The organism is Flavobacterium sp. UBA4854 (assembly GCF_002399805.1).
Taxonomy (GTDB): Bacteria; Bacteroidota; Bacteroidia; order Flavobacteriales; family Flavobacteriaceae; genus Flavobacterium; species Flavobacterium ginsengisoli.
Map to the genome: position 1 here is coordinate 1 of NZ_DHEI01000057.1, position 16,978 is coordinate 16,978.

Sequence of the window (16,978 nt, forward strand, 5' to 3'; positions counted from 1 at the left end):
GTTTTAAAACCAAAGTAATCGTAATTAAAATCTCTTGTATAAATAATATGAGAATCTAAAAAAGCAGCATTATCCTGAATCACTTTGTAAACATCATCTGCAATTAATGGAGCATCTTGTCCGTTTCTTGGATTTACGTAGTGATACATATCTTTCATCGTTTCTGAGAAAGATTTTTTAGTATTTGAATGTAGATTAGAAATAGCTATACGAGCTGCTAATTGAGCATAATCAGGATGCGCAATTGTCATAGAAGCCGCTGTTTCTGCCGCAAGATTATCCAATTCAGAAGTCGAAACCCCATCATACAATCCTTCGATAACTCTCATGGCTACCTTAACTGGATCTACAAGCTCATTTAAGCCGTAACACAATTTTTTGATTCTTTCTGTAATCTTATCAAACATTACGGGCTCTCTGTGGCCATCTCTTTTTACTACATACATAAGCTTACCTTTTATAGTTATTGAAAAAATGAAAGTAACTAGAGAACGAACTCTAGCACTTAAACATTGCGTGTTTTTAAATTATTTTTTGAGAATTACCGAATTCTCAATAGTTACTCGTTTCAAATTCGAAAATCGAATTTAAATGCGTCAAAAATTGCTATTGAACCTGCGACTTGGGGAAAGAGATTCAACCTTAAAATATTCCTGTAATCTTTTTTAGCGTCTCTAGAAGATAGACGCTAAAAGTATTTCTTGTTGTCTAAAAATCTGCATCGAATGAAATTTTTTGAGCATCGCTGTCATTGTTCATCACACCTGACTTTTGATACTCTGCAACACGTTTTTCAAAGAAATTAGTTTTTCCTTGAAGAGAAATCATGTCCATGAAATCAAACGGATTCGCTGATCCATACACACGCTCGCAACCTAATTCTACTAATAATCTATCAGCAACAAATTCTAAATATTGCGTCATTAAAGTAGCGTTCATACCAATTAAACTTACCGGAAGAGATTCTGTAACAAATTGTCTTTCGATATCTAAAGCATCAACGATAATTTCTTTAATTCTTTCTTTTGGAACTTTGTTTACTAAATGGTGATTATGCAAGTGAACTGCAAAATCACAGTGCACACCTTCGTCACGAGAAATCAACTCATTAGAGAAAGTTAAACCTGGCATTAAACCACGTTTTTTCAACCAATAAATTGAACAGAAAGCGCCTGAGAAAAAGATTCCTTCAACTGCAGCAAAAGCAATAAGTCTTTCAGCAAATGAATCTGACTCGATCCATTTTAAAGCCCATTCTGCTTTTTTTGCAATAGCTGGGAATACTTCCAAAGCATTAAACAATTCTGTTTTTTCTGCTTCGTCTTTAACGTATGTATCAATTAATAAAGAATATGTTTCACTATGAATGTTTTCCATCATAATCTGGAAACCATAGAAAAATTTAGCTTCAGCATATTGAACTTCGTTTACAAAGTTCTCAGCAAGATTTTCATTTACGATTCCGTCAGAAGCCGCAAAGAATGCCAAAATATGCTTAATGAAATATCTTTCGTCGTCATTAAGTTTATTATTCCAATCTGTCAAGTCTTGGTGCAAATCGATTTCTTCAGCAGTCCAGAAACTAGCTTCCATTTTTTTATACCATTCCCAAATATCATGATGTTTGATAGGAAAAATAACGAAACGATTTTTATTTTCTTGTAAGATTGGTTCTACTTGAGACATGACAATTTTTATTTAATTTTTATACCGAATTTTTTACTAATTCAATAGACTACAAAGATTGTCAATTAACGCCAAAAATGAAAGTCAAACTTATTCACAATTTGCTGTAGTTTTTAACAACGGTATTTTTTTGAAACATTTTTCATACAATAATCAAAATACTGTAAATGAATTATTTATACAAAATAATTAAAGCTCATAGCCCGTAAAATATAGACTTTTAAATATAAAAAACAAGAAATTTTGAATAGTTTTAAAAAGTTTTTTTTGAGTCAAAATTTTATTTTTTCGAGTCAAAAAAGCGCATAAAAAAAGCCTATCAAATAGGCTGTTTTTTTTATGAATTTTTATGCTCTTCGGCTACTTTTTCGAGCTCCAAATACCAATCTTCGCCAAAGCGTCTAATAAGCGCCTCTTTTACAAATTTATAAACCGGAACTTCTAATTCTTTCCCTAACGAACAAGCGTCATCACAAATATCCCATTTATCGTAATTTACCGCTGCAAATTCTGTGAAGTCTTTTACACGAATTGGGTATAAATGACAAGAAACTGGTTTTTTCCAGTCAACTACTCCTTGATTATATGCTTGCTCGATTCCGCAAAGCGCAGTTTTTCCGTCAAAAATTACATACGCACAATCCTTATTATCAATAAGTGGCGTTTCAAGATCTCCATCAGTTCCTTTTACCCAAGTTCCTTGCGCTTCTATTGCATCAATTCCTTCTTTTCGTAAAAAAGGTTTCACTTTTGGGTAGATTTCTTCTAATATTTTGGTTTCAGCCTCATTCAAAGGCGCCCCCGCATCTCCATCAACACAACAAGCTCCTTTACAAGCAGACAAGTTGCACACAAATTCTTTTTCCAGAATATCCTCTGAAATAATAGTTTTACCTAACTGAAACATGATATTTAATACTGTAAATTTTAAAATGCAAAGATAGTCAAAGAAAACAGATAAAACACTGTAAATGTTTAACCGCAAAGTGCGCAGGGAATTACGCAATCCCAATAGCTATCGGGAGCAAAGTATTATTAATTTTTTAGCCTCGCGAACTTTGCGTAATTTCTTTGCGAATCTTTGCGGTTAAACTATTAATTGTTACAAATATCACTTTTTTAACCAATAAAACATGTTTTTATAACAAAAATACAATCTATCGAAAAAACACCTAACTTTATTAACTACTTTTGCAGCAGTTTTTTAAACCCTAAAAATCAAAGCGATATGTTAGAAATCGATTTTAAAGAAATCATTACCGTTAGTATGGTGCTTTTTGCCGTAATTGATATTGTTGGTTCAATTCCGATTATTGTGAATTTAAGAGCTAAAGTCGGACACATCGAATCAGAAAAAGCTTCTATCGTAGCAGGAGCGATTATGATTGTTTTTCTTTTTGTTGGGGAAGGTTTACTAAATTTAATTGGTATCGATGTTCATTCGTTTGCCGTTGCAGGATCGTTTGTATTATTCTTTCTTGCTTTAGAAATGATTTTAGGAATTAGAATCTATCGTGATGAAGAACCTGGTTCTGCTTCTATTGTGCCTTTGGCTTTTCCTTTAATTGCTGGAGCAGGAACCATGACAACTTTATTATCGCTTCGCTCTCAGTTTCATACCATTAATATTATCATTGCAATTGTATTGAATATCATCTTAGTATACATCGTTTTAAAGTCTTCTAAAAAAATAGAAAATCTATTGGGAGAGAACGGACTTGGAGTGGTTCGCAAGACGTTTGGAGTGATACTTTTAGCAATTGCTGTTAAATTATTCGCTGCTAATGTTAAAGGTTTGTTTGTCTAAAATTTATTTTTATACATTTACCCCGTAAAATTTCTAAAATACAACTTTAAGGCAATTTCTCCATAAAGTTTTACTTTATTATTTTAGGCAAAAACAAAACAACCTTATGAAAATTTTCACTTCAATCTTAGTGCTTTTGGCATTAGCTTTAATTGTTTTTAATATTACGCTATTAGACTTTCAAAACCCTTTTCAAGGAGATAGTATGGTAGCTTTTATTGGAATCGCCGCTTCATTTTGCGCTGTTTTGATTCTTTTGATTTTTAGAATTTCGAAAAGAATTGAAGAAAAAATGAATGACAACAGATAATATGTTTGATGTTTTAATAATTGGCGGAGGAGTATCTGGAATGTCTTGTGCTCTTGTCTTAGGATCCGCAAAAAACAAAACTTTTGTTACTGACAAAAAAATAGGAATTTTTACGCATCAGAAAAATTCTTCTTTACAAGAGGCAATATTTTACAACGCTTACGGAATTACTCCAGGAAAATTAGGTTCTGAGCTCCTAACTGAAAGCACACAGGATTTAGCAACAACTTACCCGCATATTACTCAGATTCCAAATGAGAAAGTAATGAAAATTGAGGGCAGTTATCCTGAATTTATAGTAGTGACCAACAAGAATTCATACAAAACAAAAAATATCGTAGTCGGAATTGGTTCAGCCAATACTTTCGACATTGAAGGTTTAATGCAATTTGTTGAACCTCACAAAAAAGCACTTCCAGAAAAACAACGAATTCAACTAAAAAACGAAGATCATAAAGTTGCTGAGGGCATTTATGTAATCGGAACTTTAGCTGGATGGAGAAGTCAATTGGCAATTGCTGCCGGAAGTGGCGCTGCTGTAGCAACAGATATTCTTACTTTATGGAATAACGGCGTGCAGACTCACGCTCACGATAGTATTCGATAAAATCATTAAACCATATAAGTGATATAAGTTCATTTAATCTATACGTAAAGTATAATATGAACTTATATCACTTATATGGTTTATTTTTTTTGAGTGACTGTTTTTTTTTTATTTAACCGAAACGATTTCTATCACTTTAATGTGATTTTCGTCCTCACTTTTCCATTTTTCTCCTTTTACAGATACTACATCGCCAATTTTTAATTGCTTGTAGTTTTGAGGTCCGCCAACGTTTACAATACTAATTGTAGCAAAATAAACTTCTTTAGTGTCTGTTGTAATTTTGGCTGTGTAGCCGTCTTTACCAGCTTCTATACCATCCACTTTTCCTGAAACTACAGCATTTGTATCGTTTTTCATAGTTGTGCAAGAGATTACAAAAGTCATTAAAAGCACTAGAAAACTTATTCTTTTTAGATTTTTCATTTTTAAATATTTAAATGTGTAATAATCTCCAAGATTACTATTTTTTCTTTAGCCACAGATTAAAAAGATTAAAAGGATTTCATAATCTGTGTTAATCTTTTTAATCTGTTGCTTCATATTATTCCAAAATTATGCCAGCTGGACGCAGCTTCCTGCAATAACCTTTAGATTTTTTCCTATTTTTTTCCAAACTCTTATGTATTTGAAAACTCCGTTAATCGGATTACCATCATAAGACCCATTTAATGCGACTGTAACAGTAACTACGGCCGAATCTCCAATTATATTAACGATTTGATCAGAACCTTCCAAAGAATCAATTTTAATCTTTCCAGAACGGTAGGTCTGCAAATCGAAATCTTTAGTGATGGTTTGTCCGTCTGGCATGTTGAACAATAAATCATCATGAAGAATTGTATCCAAAGCCAAAACATCCGATTTTTTAATGGCAGTTAGAAGTTCGATTTCTGCATTAACAACGGTTTCTATTTTCATGATATAAAGATTGAAGTTATTTCTTTGGAGCTAGAATTGTTTTCATCATGGCATCTTCTTTTAAGATTACATCATAATAATACAATTCTCCATACAGCTGTCGAGCGAATTCAGCGGTAATATAACGGTTCACAAGTGCTTTCGTTTTATCCAATTTTAAATCTAAACCTGTCATCAGGATATAATTCTTGAATTTTTTGAAATACACATCTGAAGTTTTCATTTTAGCTAAAAACCCAGCAAAACTATCTCCTGCAAAAGCATTTCTGTTTTTGTCTAATTCTTCAAAAACAAAATGGCCAACAATTCCTGTTTGCAATAAATAAGCAACATTTTCATTTCCGTGCTCTGCTTCGATTGGAACAAAAACATCAGGAACAATTCCGCCGCCACCGTAAACAATTTTACCTTTCGGAGTTTTAAATTTTAAAGAATCGGCCACTTTTATGCTATCTTTTGCATACAATTCGCCTGTTGCGATTCTAGATTCAGATTCTTTAAAATATTCTTCATTTCCTTTTTTATATGGCTTCTGAATGGATCTTCCTGTCGGAGTATAATAACGTGCTACAGTTAATCGTACTGCAGATCCGTCATTGAAATCCATTTCTCTTTGAACTAGGCCTTTTCCAAAAGAGCGTCTTCCGACAATTGTTCCGCGATCATTATCTTGAATTGCTCCAGCTAAGATTTCGCTTGCAGAAGCACTATTTTCATTAATTAAAACATACACTTTTCCAGTTTCAAAACTTCCCGCTTTTGTGGCGTATGTTTTTTCGGTAGAACCGTTTTTACTTTTTGTGAAAACGATTAATTGTTTGTCTTTCAAAAATTCATCTGCAATTGCAATTGCTTCTTCCATATAACCGCCTCCGTTATCGCGAAGGTCAATTACAAGGGACTTAATTCCTTTTTGTTTTAATCTTGTTAAACCTGTTTTGAACTCGTTGAAAGTAGTTTCTGCAAAACGGTTTATTTTGATGTAACCTACATTGTCCCCAACTAATAAAGAAGCATCAACACTCTTAATCGGAATGATATCTCGTTTTACTTTAAACTTTAATTTCTTTTGTTCTGATTTTCTAAAAACAGTCAATTCAATTTCTGAACCTTGAAGACCTTTTAATTTAGAAAACAAACTATCAGAAGGCAGTTTTCTGCCATATAATTTGGTTTTTCCAGCAAATAAAATACGATCGCCAGATTTTATTCCCGCTTTAGCTGAAGGACCGTTTTCAACTGGCTTTATAATCGCTACCGAATCTTTATACATATAAAAATTGATTCCGATTCCGACGAAATCTCCTTTCATGCTTTCGGCAACCTCAGCCTGTTCACTTGGCGGAATATAAACTGAATGCGGATCTAATTTAGAAAGAATATTATCGACTGTAAGGTTTACAATCGAATCGGTATTGACGCTATCAACATATTCGGTATTGATAAAATCAATAAGTTTATTAAGCTTGGTTTTAGAGTAATTTTTGGCCAAAAGTTGGTCGCTTGCAGGAGCATTCATAACGCTACCGGCAATTGTACCAAGGGCAAAAGTTGCTCCTATTACTATTGGCAAATATTTTGAGTTAAATTTCATTACTCTTCCAAAACAGGAATATGTTCGACTTCTACACCTGCTTTTATTAAAAATTGAATTCCAGAATCGTCACGATATCCATCTTTGTAAACCACTCTTTTTATTCCTGACTGATGTATTAATTTACTGCATTCTTTGCAAGGCGAAAGCGTAATATACAATGTTGCGCCTTCACAAGACTGAGTCGATCTGGCTACTTTTAGAATGGCATTTGCTTCGGCGTGTAAAACATCCCAGCGGGTTAATCCGTCTTCGTCTTCGCAGCAATTTTCAAATCCAGATGGCGTACCATTATAACCATCAGAGATAATCATTCTGTCTTTTACGATAATGGCTCCAACTTGTTTTCGTTTACAATAAGAAAGCAAACTCCACTCTTTTGCAATTCTCAGATATGCTTTATCGTATTTATTCCGTTTTTTTACTTCCATTTAATTTATCTGTTCCAAATTGGGCTTTCAATAATCATCGGGATTACAACTCCAATAATAAAAGCCGACATTACAAGTGCCCAGTCGCGTTTTGAAAAACGAAAAACAGTCTGCACTATATATGAAATTACCAGAACAACAAAAACTACTACTAGTTGAGCAGCTTCTATTCCTAAGGCAAACTCTCCCAAAGGTAACAATTTTGAGGTTGCAGAACCTCCTAAAATTGTTTTGAAATAATTAGAAAAACCTAGTCCGTGAATAATTCCAAAGAATAAAGTTATGAAAAATACCAGATTTACGCCATCATTTTTTGAGGTCTTTCCTGCTGTAAATAAATGATAAAGAGCTGTTACGAGAATTGTAATCGGAATCAGGAATTCTACAATATTTACTTTTATGGCAATTATTCCGTAAACAGAAAGAATTAAAGCCAAAGTATGACCAATTGTAAAAAGAGAAACCAATAAAAAAATCCTTTTCCAGTCTTTAAATAAATACGGAACGGTTAAGGCGATTAAAAAAAGAACGTGATCGTAAGCATTGATATCTAAAACGTGTTTTAATCCTATTTGAAAATAAATCCAAAATTGTGACATAGGTGTATTGCAATTAAATAATTAGGGGCTGTAAACTTACGATTAATTTTCAAACTTAAATATTCAAGACGCCAAATCCTTCAATAAAGAAAAGTTAAATTTATGAGAATTTTAAAATTGTTAAATTAAAATAAAATTTATCTTTGTTTAACAAAAATACTTTTAATTATGTCATTTTCAGAATTATTTGATAGCGAATTCAAGCAAAGAAATAAAGGACACTTTTCTGCTATCGTACGTGTAGCACTAGCAGATGGAGTTGTATATCCAGAAGAAAAAGCCTTTTTAGACAAACTTGCTGCTCGTTTAGAAATTACAGAATCGGAATACGAAGAAATTCTTAGCGATCCTTTAAAATATCCGATCAATCCACCGTATTCTTACGTTCAACGTTTAGAACGTTTATATGATTTAACAAGAATGGTTCATGTTGATCACCATCTTGAAGATAAACAAGAAGTGCTTCTAAAAAAGATAAGTGTTGCCCTTGGATTTACACCAAGCAACGTAGATTACATTATTGCAAAAGCATTGTCATTGGTTGACAAAAAAGTGGATGCAGATACTTTTATCTATGAAATGCAACATATGCATAAATAATATTCTTCTTTAAGAATTAATTAAAAAAAAGAAACCCGATAATTGATTTTATCGGGTTTCTTTTTTTAAATATGCAATCAATTTTCAAATGATTTAAGGATCTTTTTATATTCCTCAACCTTTGGATTTTTTGTATCGTTGCTTAATCGATGTAATAGAAAAACCGTGTATTCTTTTGGCTGACGTTTCAAAGAATCTATTAATTTCTCTTCATAACCTTTATGGTAAAATTTTTCTAAAAAACTTCCAAAAGGTCCAGGTGCTCCATAATCGATTTCTGGACTTCTCTCAATTAAATGAAATATTGGTTCTACAAAATCAAAAGCTTCTTTCGAATCTTCTATTTCTTCAATAAGATCATATGCTGGATCCTGAAATGCATATTTATCGTCTTGATCCACAGCATGATTTATCCATCCTTCTAATTTTTCAATAAAATCCTCAACAGTCATAAAAAACAAATTTTTATTATTAACACACAAAAATAAGAATAATATTACTTTTAGATACTTGTTTCAAGCAAAAAATCCTAACAAGCTTACGACGTGTTAGGATTATCTGAGACTGAATACTATTCAGCCATAAATTCCTCGGCTTTTTCTACCATATTATAACTTCCGCAGAAGAAAGGAACTCTTTGGTGCAATTCGGTTGGTTGAATTTCTAGAATTCTTCCAAAACCATCTGTTGCTTTTCCTCCCGCCTGTTCTGCTAAAAATGCCATCGGATTACATTCGTACAACAAACGTAATTTTCCTTTTGGCGCTTTTGAACTTGTCGGATAAATATAAACACCTCCTTTTATCATATTTCGATGAAAATCGGCTACCAAACTTCCTATATACCTTGAAGTATAAGGTCTATCTCCTTCTTCTCGCTGGCAATACTTAATATAATTTTTTACTCCCTGCGGAAAATGAACATAATTTCCTTCGTTTACCGAATAGATATTTCCGTTTTCTGGAAATTTCATGTTTGGGTGCGAAAGATAAAATGTACCTATCGCTGGATTTAACGTAAAACCATTCACGCCATGTCCAGTAGTATAAACCAACATCGTTGAAGTTCCATAAATTACATAGCCTGCTGCAACTTGATTGATTCCCGGTTGTAAAAAATCCTCGCTAGTTACCGGAGTTCCTATTGGAGTTACTCTTCTGAAAACAGAAAAGATAGTTCCCACAGAAACATTTACATCAATGTTTGAAGATCCGTCAAGCGGATCCATTAAGATCACGTACTTATTATTATGACTGTTGTCGCTCCCCTGAACAGTAATAAAATCGTCGTTTTCTTCAGAAGCAATACCACAGACAATCTCACGGTTTATTAACGTCTGGATAAATACTTCGTTTGCATAGACATCTAATTTTTGCTGGTCTTCACCTTGAATATTCTGTTCGCCTGCGGCTCCCACAATATCTACTAAACCCGCTTGGTTTACTTTATGATTGACCACTTTTGCTGCCAATCGAATAGAGTTGATAATTCGCGAGAGTTCTCCCGACGAATACTGAAATGCTTTTTGGTTCTCAATAATAAACTCTCCCAGTGTTTTATTGCGTTCTTCCATTTCTAAATCGTTATAGTTTTATTTTTAAGTCACAAATATCGCTTATTTTGTGAGAATGATTTAAAAATTATTTTGTTAGTTTGCTACTATTGTATATTTGCTAATAATCTGCAAAAAGCACTACTTAAAATGAGGCTTTTTTAGATATTAAATAGTTAAAAATAGGAATATATGAATATTAGAAAAGGAAATCCTGAAGATATGAAATCGGTGTTAGGGCTTATTCAGGAGCTAGCAATATTCGAAAAAGAACCTGATGCTGTTGTCATTACAGAAGAGGATTTAGTGCGCGACGGATTTGGAGAAAAACCATTATTTCATGTTTTTGTAGCAGAGATCGAAAACGAAGAAAAACAAAAGGAAATTGTTGGAATTGCTTTATATTATTATCGCTATTCTACCTGGAAAGGAAAGACAATTCATCTTGAAGATTTGATTGTAAAAGAAAAGATGCGAGGCACCGGTTTAGGTTCTGCTCTTTATGCTGAAATCATGAAACAAGGAAAAAGAGATAATGTAAGAAGAGTGGAATGGAATGTTTTGGCATGGAATACACCGGCAGTTAATTTTTACAAGAATTCTGGCGCAAGAATTCTAGAAGACTGGCAAGTTGTACAAATGGATGAAGCAGGAGTTAATTTGTTCTTAGAAAAATTATAAAAAAAATATTTAGCCACAGATTATAAGGATTAAAATGATTTTAAAATCTATGTAAATCATTTTATCCCGATAGCTATCGGGAGTGGCAGAAAAAACAAAATACTAGGTTTCGGTTTGAATCTGAAATCTAAAATCTAAAAATCTATTAATTAAAAAATGAGAGTATTTAAATTTGGTGGTGCATCGGTAAAAGATGCAGATGGAATTAAAAACGTATATGACGTTTTACAGAAAGTAGGTTATGAAGATGTGATTCTTGTAGTTTCAGCTATGGGAAAAACAACAAATGCTCTTGAAGTTGTAATCAAGAATTACTTTGAAAAATCGACAGAATTAAATGCTTCTGTACAGGAAATAAAAAAATACCACAATCAAATCTTATTAGATTTGTTTGAAGATGAAAATCATTCCGTTTTCAATGCTGTAAATGCACAGTTTGCCGAGTTAGAATATTTTTTAGCTCATAATAAATCTCCAAATTACAACTTTGTTTACGATCAGGTGGTAAGTTTTGGTGAATTGATTTCGACTAATATCTTGAGCCATTATATGAATTTCAGAGGAATTCAGACGCAATGGCTTGATGTTCGCAATTTCATTAAAACAAATGCAAACTATAGAGATGCAGAAGTTGATTGGGAAACTACACAACAAAACATCAGCAAAAATGTACCTAGAAAACAATTAAATATTACACAAGGTTTCTTAGGTGCTGATGAAAATAATTTCACAACGACTCTTGGCCGTGAAGGTTCTGATTATACTGCCGGAATTTTTGCTTACTGCTTAAATGCCGAAAGTGTTACAATTTGGAAAGACGTTCCTGGAGTTATGAATGCCGATCCGCGTTATTTTGAAAATGCAAGTCTTTTAAACCAGATTTCGTATCGTGAAGCGATCGAATTGGCGTTTTACGGAGCAACGGTAATTCACCCAAAAACATTACAGCCGTTACAGAAAAAAGAAATTCCGTTGTACGTAAAATCTTTTATCAACCCGTTATTAAAAGGAACTTGTGTTTCTAAAGGAGTTGATTTGGAACCGCAATATCCATGTTTTATCGTAAAAAGAGAACAGCTTTTAATTTCGCTTTCTTCTATTGATTTCTCTTTCATTATGGAAGAAAACATCAGTGAGATTTTTGGTCTATTCCACGAATTTAAAATCAAAGTAAACTTAATCCAGAACTCTGCAATTAGTTTCTCTGTTTGTGTGGAAGATAAATTTGGAAATTTCCCAGAATTGAATGCTATTCTTTCTAAAAAATTCAAAGTAGAATACAGCGAAAATGTAACTTTATATACAATCCGTCACTTTACAGAAGAGGCTGCGCAAACTGTTGAAGCTAACAAAGAAGTTTTATTGAAACAAGTTAGCCGCGAAACAATGCAAATTGTGACTAAAGAATTAGACTAATATTGCTTTATAAAAGGTAATTATCTAATTCAAAATATTGAAAAAGGCTTCACTTATATGGAGCCTTTTTTATTACGAAAGAATTTTCTCTGTTTTTTCTCTGTTTTTTGATTACATTTACTCTTTCTACTAAAGAACTCAAAATGAGCAGAAAAAACATTTTATTCAGTCTTATTATCTTTGATATATTATACATTGGTATAACTTTAAGCCCGCTGCTTACAAAAGAAATAAAAGACATCTCTTACTCTGATTTTAGATTGGTAATTGGGCCTTTTTTATCTACAGTTGCAATTCTCATCAGTTATATACAGTTAAAAAAGGAAAAGCGAACAAGTAATAGCAGTATTCCCAATAATTCTTAACGATGGAAAATCAAAAGCCTAATGAGGAAGAAAAAAACAATTGGCATAACGATCCCGATAATTGGGTTTGGGGATTGTTTTACTATAACCCAAAAGATGCAAGAATGTTTCCTCCAAAGAAAATTAAAGAACTAGGCTGGACTATTAATTTTGCAAATCCTAATTCGGTTTTTCTTTGCGTTGTACTTATTATTGTTTTAATGATTTTATCAGAAAGCATCAAATAATATGTTACCTCGCCCTACTATTCTCTGACTGTTCCACTTCTGTTTTTTTATACGTTGTCTTTTTTGAATCTCCGAAATTGTATGTTGCAATTAGTTTAAAATAATCTGTACTATACGTTCGATGATAATAAATTTGGGTTTGTCCGACATTATAATCGCCAGAAACCATAAACTTATGAAAGATGTCGTTTGCTGTAAAATTGAGTTTTAGTGCATCTTTAAAAAAGTTTCTTTCTATTCCTAAAGTTATAGTTGAACGACCATTTTCGTTTCCTAACCCATAGCTTCGATCACTTAAATACCAAGCCAAAAGTTGGAGTTTAAAAAGTTTAAGAATCGTAAATGTATTATTAGTATATAAATAAATTTGAGGTTCTACAGGGCTAAAAGCAAATGCATAAAAATTATCTACCGATTTCTGCCATGTAATGCTAGCTGTATTAACAGAATTCCACCATTTAATATTGAAAGCTCTAGAAAGTGAGGCAAAAAAAGTATGTCCTTTTTCGAGATTTAATGCCCTTAAAATATAACTATTTGGCGTGTCTCCGCGCAAAGCGGCTGCCGAAATGGGATCAATTTTATAAGTATAGCCAACTTTAAAATCGAACTTTTTGTACATCGCACCTATTTCAAAAGCATGTGTTTTTTCTGGAAGCAAATTCGGATTTCCTTCAATCGTCGTAAAAGGATCTTGATAAATTACATACGGATTTAAAGCCTGATATCTAGGTCTTGTAATTCTGGAAACATACGAAAAATGCCCTTTCCAATCTTCTGAAAGATTAAAATTTAAAAGTGCGTTTGGAAAAAAATTGCCGTACGATTTATCAAATTTCTGAGTTCCGTTGGCATCTGTAAACAAATCATAACTTGTTTTTTCTCCTCTTACACCAAGCGAAAAATTAACCTTTTCATTCAATGTCCCGATATAATTTAAGTACGCGGCAGCAATTTTTTCATTGTATTCAAAATCACTCGAAAGCTCATCGTCGAGCTCAAAATTTATTTCATCATCAGAAATCAAAAAATCTGTTCCCGAGTTTATCGTCGCGCGACTAAACTTTGCTCCTATTTCTAGTTTTGTTTTTTCGTTTATTTTCTTCGAATAATCGGCTTGAACTGCAATTATATTAATTCGGCTTCCCACATCATTCTTTAAATATCTTTCGGCATCTGTTTCCTCAACCTCACTATTTTCATCGATAAAATCTCTTATGGTTTGATTGTAATTTGAAAATTGCGATCCAATAAATAGTGTTGAGCCTTTGCTGGTTGTCAAATTATAGTTCAAATTGATGAACTGATTTAATAAAACATCATTTCGGTCAACATCTGTGGCATAAAAACTCTTTCCTGAATTGTTGGTTATAGAATTTCTACTTTCTGTAATTCCGCCCAAATCATTCACATTGCCACTATAAGCCAATGAAATATAATTGTTTGGAGAAAAATTATACTGAAGTCCGAATCCGAAATTAGAATAATTATTAAATCTTCTTCCCCAGTCGGTTGTCAATTCCGATTTCATAAAATCATCAGGATCTGGACGCGTTCTAGTTGTGTACAGCAATTCGCGATTTCTTCCTAACTGCAGACCGTAATTGGTTACAAAAGAGAATTTTCCTTTAGAATAATTAAAATCTAAAAGCGTATTATAAAGCGTTCCTCCAAATTTAGAAACTGTGACGTGCTGATTAACTGCGCCCATCATACCGCTTTCACTTTTTTTTTTTGTAATAATGTTGATTACTGCTTTTCCTTCGGCATCATATCTCGCAGAAGGATTAGAAATGACTTCTATTTTCTGAATCTGCGAAACGGGAATTGCAGCAAATCGTTCATAATTGATCAAAACTCCGTTGAGATAAATAATCGCTTCCCCTTTTCCAACAACACTAATTTCTCCATCGGCAACCACAACATTTGGCACTCTTCCCAACAATTCACTTACCGAGCTACTTGTTGCCAAAACAGTTCCATTTACGTTGACATCAATGTTTCCGTTTGCTCCATATTTTAACAATGAAGCTTGGCTTTTTATAACCACTTCATTTAACTCATTGTGCTCTTTTTCTTTATTAATTACAGTATCTTGAGCAGACTTTGGTAGTTTTTTTCCGAGGATTACATCATCACTATAATAACTTTTATCTTTAACATTTTTTATGCGTTGCGCGTTTATTTCTATTGATGAAAAAATTAGAAAAAAAACAGAAAGGATAACCCATTTTAGAAATCTCATAAATTTTAATGATTAGCAGTTTGACTTTTATTTGAAACAAAAGTCATCTGAAAATCTATAAATGAGATTGCGAAAAGCGAAATCAGGAGTACGGATTTATAAATTAATACTCCTTTTTACGGTTGTAAAGCCTGAATCTGATAATTAAGAGGGGTTGTTCCCGTATGTTTTTTGAATGCGACAAAAAAGGTCGATTTAGAATTAAAACCAACATCGTAACCAACAGATTCTAGGGTCAATTTATCTGTAGAAGTAATTATTTTACAAGCTTCATTGATTCTAAATTCGTTTACAAAACTGGTAAAATTCTTTCCTAAATTGTTATTCAAAAACTGCGATAGTTGATGACTTGAAATATTAATTTCTTTAGACAAATCTTGAAGCGTTAAGTTTGGGTTTTTATACAAACTTTTTTCAAACATAGCATTTTCTAGTTTTTCTGACCATATTGTTGCTTCTGTTGCCTCTATTTTTTTATTGGAAATCTTTCCATTTAATAAAAATAAATCGTCTGTTTTTTTTCTGTACAAAAGAATCGAAATTCCTAAATATAAAATAAATGAAAAAACTACTGCACCGCTTATGTAAGTTGCTGCAGAAGCTCCCATAATAGCCAAGAAATAAAATAGGAATAAGAGAAAATTTCCAAAATAAAGCATTGAAAACCATATTTCGGCTGGAGTATTGTTTTCTTTTCTGCTCAAGATTTTTTTCAGCACACCGCGAAGTTCGTAGCCAGCAAATACAATGTAAGCAAACCACTGAAAATAAATGATTCTTATAAAATAGCCACTCCAAAATTTCGGATATACTTCATACGGATACAAAATACCAATAGCAATGATTAAAGTTCCCCAAAATGCCAATATAAATTTCCATGATTTGGGCATAATCTGCACTTCATCTACTGCCGATTTGATGAAATAATACAAACACGGCCCAATAAAAAAACAAGCTGTAAGTCCGAATTGGAGATACATTTTTGGCAATTCTGGATGAAAATAAACAAATACAGATTTTGCAATACGAATACTTAGCGCAAACAAAAGCGCACCCAAGAAATAATTCGTCAGGTATTTTTTCTTGGTAAAAAAGAAAAAATAAATTCCGAGAATAATTCCGTTGAAAGCTCCCAAAGCACTAAAAAAGAATAAAAGTTCTTTACTAGTATCCATAATTTAAATTGATTATATCCTAAACAAAGCTAAAATATTATTTTTAAATGGAAATTAATTAACTTTATAATAGCCAAATAATTCCAAAAATTATGAAAAACATTAACGACCTAAGCGAAGAAACTAAAAACCGATGGGAAAATGATCCCAATAATTGGATTTGGGGAATGTTTTATTATAATCCGAAAGATAAAAGGTCTTATTTTCCAAAAAGAATAAGTGAATTTGGATGGCATGCCAATTACGCTAATCCTATTTTTATTGTAATTATCGCGTTTTTAGCCTTAATAATTCTACTTTTCATTAAATATGGAAAATAAGAATTGGCGCTTCTTTTCTCATCTCTAAAACTACAATTTCCGACACAACAATTCCCAATTATAAATACTACTTTTGACTTTTTAGAGTTAAAGTATTTATGTTGAAAAAATTACTGTTTTTGACGGTTTTCTTCTGGTTTTCTGCGCTTCAAGCTCAAGAAACCGAATCACTGTACAAAACAAAAAAAGTAATCGTTTCAAAAGATACTATTCGGCTTGAAAAAGTAGCCATCAACTCTGGATTTTTTCAAATTCTAAATACTAAAAATGAACCGATTGATTCAACTTTTTATAAAGTCGATTTTCAAAAAGGATATTTGCTTTTAAATGAAAAATATCCATCGGTTTCAGATACTTTAATTGTCAACTATCTTAATTATCCCGATTTCTTAACCAAAGAATACAGTCTTTACAAATCGGATCAGATTGTAAGTGGCGATGT

General features: G+C 32.4%; 20 protein-coding genes and 1 pseudogene. 9 read left to right on the forward strand and 12 right to left on the reverse strand.

All coding sequences use genetic code 11. The features are described 5' to 3' along the window. The 3 genes from B3J44_RS08375 to B3J44_RS08385 all read right to left on the reverse strand — a co-directional run. Positions 1-446 (reverse strand): ATP cone domain-containing protein (locus B3J44_RS08375; protein WP_286967759.1); only part of this gene is annotated, 446 nt, incomplete at its 3' end. A 262-nt stretch (positions 447-708) separates the two neighbouring features. Beyond that, positions 709-1,686 carry a ribonucleotide-diphosphate reductase subunit beta gene (locus B3J44_RS08380; RefSeq protein ID WP_286967761.1) on the reverse strand — a complete coding sequence of 326 codons (978 nt, stop codon included), beginning with the start codon at positions 1,684-1,686 and terminating at the stop codon, positions 709-711. Positions 1,687-2,023: 337 nt separating this feature from the next. Beyond that, complete coding sequence (locus tag B3J44_RS08385) at positions 2,024-2,593, reverse strand: DUF3109 family protein (RefSeq protein WP_286967763.1); 570 nt, start codon at positions 2,591-2,593, stop codon at positions 2,024-2,026. A gap of 321 nt (positions 2,594-2,914) precedes the next feature. On the opposite strand from B3J44_RS08385, the gene B3J44_RS08390 reads away from it, so the two are divergent. The 3 genes from B3J44_RS08390 to B3J44_RS08400 all read left to right on the forward strand — a co-directional run bounded on the left by B3J44_RS08390 (position 2,915) and on the right by B3J44_RS08400 (position 4,410). Beyond that, a complete protein-coding gene (locus B3J44_RS08390) occupies positions 2,915-3,493 on the forward strand; it encodes a MarC family protein (RefSeq protein WP_008465051.1) in 579 nt (192 codons plus the stop codon). 106 nt (positions 3,494-3,599) lie between these two features. After that, complete coding sequence (locus B3J44_RS08395; RefSeq protein ID WP_095928256.1) at positions 3,600-3,803, forward strand: hypothetical protein; 204 nt, start codon at positions 3,600-3,602, stop codon at positions 3,801-3,803. A gap of 1 nt (position 3,804) precedes the next feature. Beyond that, positions 3,805-4,410, forward strand: a complete 606-nt coding sequence (locus B3J44_RS08400) for an FAD-dependent oxidoreductase (protein WP_286967806.1) — start codon at positions 3,805-3,807, stop codon at positions 4,408-4,410. 108 nt (positions 4,411-4,518) lie between these two features. On the opposite strand, the gene B3J44_RS08405 is transcribed toward B3J44_RS08400, so the two are convergent. From B3J44_RS08405 to B3J44_RS08425, 5 genes are all read right to left on the reverse strand, one after another. Beyond that, positions 4,519-4,836 (reverse strand): hypothetical protein, encoded by a 318-nt coding sequence (locus tag B3J44_RS08405; RefSeq protein WP_286967767.1) that lies wholly within the window; start codon positions 4,834-4,836, stop codon positions 4,519-4,521. Between the two features lie 129 nt (positions 4,837-4,965). Then, the gene (locus B3J44_RS08410) at positions 4,966-5,331 is read right to left on the reverse strand and encodes a nuclear transport factor 2 family protein (protein WP_286967770.1); all 366 of its coding nucleotides are present in this window, start codon (positions 5,329-5,331) and stop codon (positions 4,966-4,968) included. Between the two features lie 16 nt (positions 5,332-5,347). After that, positions 5,348-6,925: a S41 family peptidase gene (locus B3J44_RS08415; protein WP_286967771.1), complete on the reverse strand. Its 1,578-nt coding sequence runs from the start codon at positions 6,923-6,925 to the stop codon at positions 5,348-5,350. Continuing rightward, positions 6,925-7,356 (reverse strand): deoxycytidylate deaminase, encoded by a 432-nt coding sequence (locus tag B3J44_RS08420; RefSeq protein ID WP_248728441.1) that lies wholly within the window; start codon positions 7,354-7,356, stop codon positions 6,925-6,927. Before B3J44_RS08420 ends, B3J44_RS08415 begins: the two co-directional genes overlap by 1 nt. A 5-nt stretch (positions 7,357-7,361) precedes the next feature. Next, the gene (locus tag B3J44_RS08425) at positions 7,362-7,955 is read right to left on the reverse strand and encodes a HupE/UreJ family protein (RefSeq protein ID WP_057115093.1); all 594 of its coding nucleotides are present in this window, start codon (positions 7,953-7,955) and stop codon (positions 7,362-7,364) included. 168 nt (positions 7,956-8,123) lie between these two features. On the opposite strand from B3J44_RS08425, the gene B3J44_RS08430 reads away from it, so the two are divergent. Beyond that, a complete protein-coding gene (locus B3J44_RS08430; RefSeq protein WP_198855464.1) occupies positions 8,124-8,555 on the forward strand; it encodes a TerB family tellurite resistance protein in 432 nt (143 codons plus the stop codon). A 77-nt stretch (positions 8,556-8,632) separates the two neighbouring features. On the opposite strand, the gene B3J44_RS08435 is transcribed toward B3J44_RS08430, so the two are convergent. Next, the gene (locus tag B3J44_RS08435) at positions 8,633-9,007 is read right to left on the reverse strand and encodes a hypothetical protein (protein ID WP_286967777.1); all 375 of its coding nucleotides are present in this window, start codon (positions 9,005-9,007) and stop codon (positions 8,633-8,635) included. 119 nt (positions 9,008-9,126) lie between these two features. Continuing rightward, complete coding sequence (fbp, locus tag B3J44_RS08440) at positions 9,127-10,128, reverse strand: class 1 fructose-bisphosphatase (protein WP_286967779.1); 1,002 nt, start codon at positions 10,126-10,128, stop codon at positions 9,127-9,129. Between the two features lie 171 nt (positions 10,129-10,299). Between fbp and B3J44_RS08445 the strand changes: the two genes are divergently transcribed. The 3 genes from B3J44_RS08445 to B3J44_RS08455 all read left to right on the forward strand — a co-directional run bounded on the left by B3J44_RS08445 (position 10,300) and on the right by B3J44_RS08455 (position 12,796). Further along, positions 10,300-10,788: a GNAT family N-acetyltransferase gene (locus tag B3J44_RS08445; RefSeq protein ID WP_286967780.1), complete on the forward strand. Its 489-nt coding sequence runs from the start codon at positions 10,300-10,302 to the stop codon at positions 10,786-10,788. 156 nt (positions 10,789-10,944) lie between these two features. Then, positions 10,945-12,204 carry an aspartate kinase gene (locus B3J44_RS08450; RefSeq protein ID WP_286967782.1) on the forward strand — a complete coding sequence of 420 codons (1,260 nt, stop codon included), beginning with the start codon at positions 10,945-10,947 and terminating at the stop codon, positions 12,202-12,204. 367 nt (positions 12,205-12,571) lie between these two features. After that, positions 12,572-12,796: a DUF5808 domain-containing protein gene (locus B3J44_RS08455; RefSeq protein ID WP_286967784.1), complete on the forward strand. Its 225-nt coding sequence runs from the start codon at positions 12,572-12,574 to the stop codon at positions 12,794-12,796. Positions 12,797-12,800: 4 nt separating this feature from the next. On the opposite strand, the gene B3J44_RS08460 is transcribed toward B3J44_RS08455, so the two are convergent. After that, positions 12,801-15,041 (reverse strand): TonB-dependent receptor domain-containing protein, encoded by a 2,241-nt coding sequence (locus tag B3J44_RS08460; RefSeq protein WP_286967785.1) that lies wholly within the window; start codon positions 15,039-15,041, stop codon positions 12,801-12,803. A 116-nt stretch (positions 15,042-15,157) separates the two neighbouring features. After that, complete coding sequence (locus B3J44_RS08465; RefSeq protein WP_286967786.1) at positions 15,158-16,216, reverse strand: helix-turn-helix domain-containing protein; 1,059 nt, start codon at positions 16,214-16,216, stop codon at positions 15,158-15,160. A gap of 92 nt (positions 16,217-16,308) precedes the next feature. On the opposite strand from B3J44_RS08465, the gene B3J44_RS08470 reads away from it, so the two are divergent. Beyond that, the gene (locus tag B3J44_RS08470) at positions 16,309-16,536 is read left to right on the forward strand and encodes a hypothetical protein (RefSeq protein WP_286967787.1); all 228 of its coding nucleotides are present in this window, start codon (positions 16,309-16,311) and stop codon (positions 16,534-16,536) included. A gap of 98 nt (positions 16,537-16,634) precedes the next feature. Next, positions 16,635-16,978 (forward strand): annotated as a pseudogene (locus tag B3J44_RS08475) (hypothetical protein); the annotation flags it as partial.

What these genes read in the sequence shown, in the direction of transcription:
- B3J44_RS08390 (WP_008465051.1), top strand. Translation starts at nt 2,915, where the DNA reads ATGTTAGAAATCGATTTTAAAGAAATCATTACCGTTAGTATGGTGCTT.
- B3J44_RS08425 (WP_057115093.1), bottom strand. Translation starts at nt 7,955, where the DNA reads ATGTCACAATTTTGGATTTATTTTCAAATAGGATTAAAACACGTTTTA.
- B3J44_RS08420 (WP_248728441.1), bottom strand. Translation starts at nt 7,356, where the DNA reads ATGGAAGTAAAAAAACGGAATAAATACGATAAAGCATATCTGAGAATT.
- B3J44_RS08395 (WP_095928256.1), top strand. Translation starts at nt 3,600, where the DNA reads ATGAAAATTTTCACTTCAATCTTAGTGCTTTTGGCATTAGCTTTAATT.
- B3J44_RS08430 (WP_198855464.1), top strand. Translation starts at nt 8,124, where the DNA reads ATGTCATTTTCAGAATTATTTGATAGCGAATTCAAGCAAAGAAATAAA.
- B3J44_RS08405 (WP_286967767.1), bottom strand. Translation starts at nt 4,836, where the DNA reads ATGAAAAATCTAAAAAGAATAAGTTTTCTAGTGCTTTTAATGACTTTT.
- fbp (WP_286967779.1), bottom strand. Translation starts at nt 10,128, where the DNA reads ATGGAAGAACGCAATAAAACACTGGGAGAGTTTATTATTGAGAACCAA.
- B3J44_RS08435 (WP_286967777.1), bottom strand. Translation starts at nt 9,007, where the DNA reads ATGACTGTTGAGGATTTTATTGAAAAATTAGAAGGATGGATAAATCAT.
- B3J44_RS08470 (WP_286967787.1), top strand. Translation starts at nt 16,309, where the DNA reads ATGAAAAACATTAACGACCTAAGCGAAGAAACTAAAAACCGATGGGAA.
- B3J44_RS08445 (WP_286967780.1), top strand. Translation starts at nt 10,300, where the DNA reads ATGAATATTAGAAAAGGAAATCCTGAAGATATGAAATCGGTGTTAGGG.
- B3J44_RS08465 (WP_286967786.1), bottom strand. Translation starts at nt 16,216, where the DNA reads ATGGATACTAGTAAAGAACTTTTATTCTTTTTTAGTGCTTTGGGAGCT.
- B3J44_RS08460 (WP_286967785.1), bottom strand. Translation starts at nt 15,041, where the DNA reads ATGAGATTTCTAAAATGGGTTATCCTTTCTGTTTTTTTTCTAATTTTT.
- B3J44_RS08380 (WP_286967761.1), bottom strand. Translation starts at nt 1,686, where the DNA reads ATGTCTCAAGTAGAACCAATCTTACAAGAAAATAAAAATCGTTTCGTT.
- B3J44_RS08415 (WP_286967771.1), bottom strand. Translation starts at nt 6,925, where the DNA reads ATGAAATTTAACTCAAAATATTTGCCAATAGTAATAGGAGCAACTTTT.
- B3J44_RS08455 (WP_286967784.1), top strand. Translation starts at nt 12,572, where the DNA reads ATGGAAAATCAAAAGCCTAATGAGGAAGAAAAAAACAATTGGCATAAC.
- B3J44_RS08450 (WP_286967782.1), top strand. Translation starts at nt 10,945, where the DNA reads ATGAGAGTATTTAAATTTGGTGGTGCATCGGTAAAAGATGCAGATGGA.
- B3J44_RS08400 (WP_286967806.1), top strand. Translation starts at nt 3,805, where the DNA reads ATGTTTGATGTTTTAATAATTGGCGGAGGAGTATCTGGAATGTCTTGT.
- B3J44_RS08410 (WP_286967770.1), bottom strand. Translation starts at nt 5,331, where the DNA reads ATGAAAATAGAAACCGTTGTTAATGCAGAAATCGAACTTCTAACTGCC.
- B3J44_RS08385 (WP_286967763.1), bottom strand. Translation starts at nt 2,593, where the DNA reads ATGTTTCAGTTAGGTAAAACTATTATTTCAGAGGATATTCTGGAAAAA.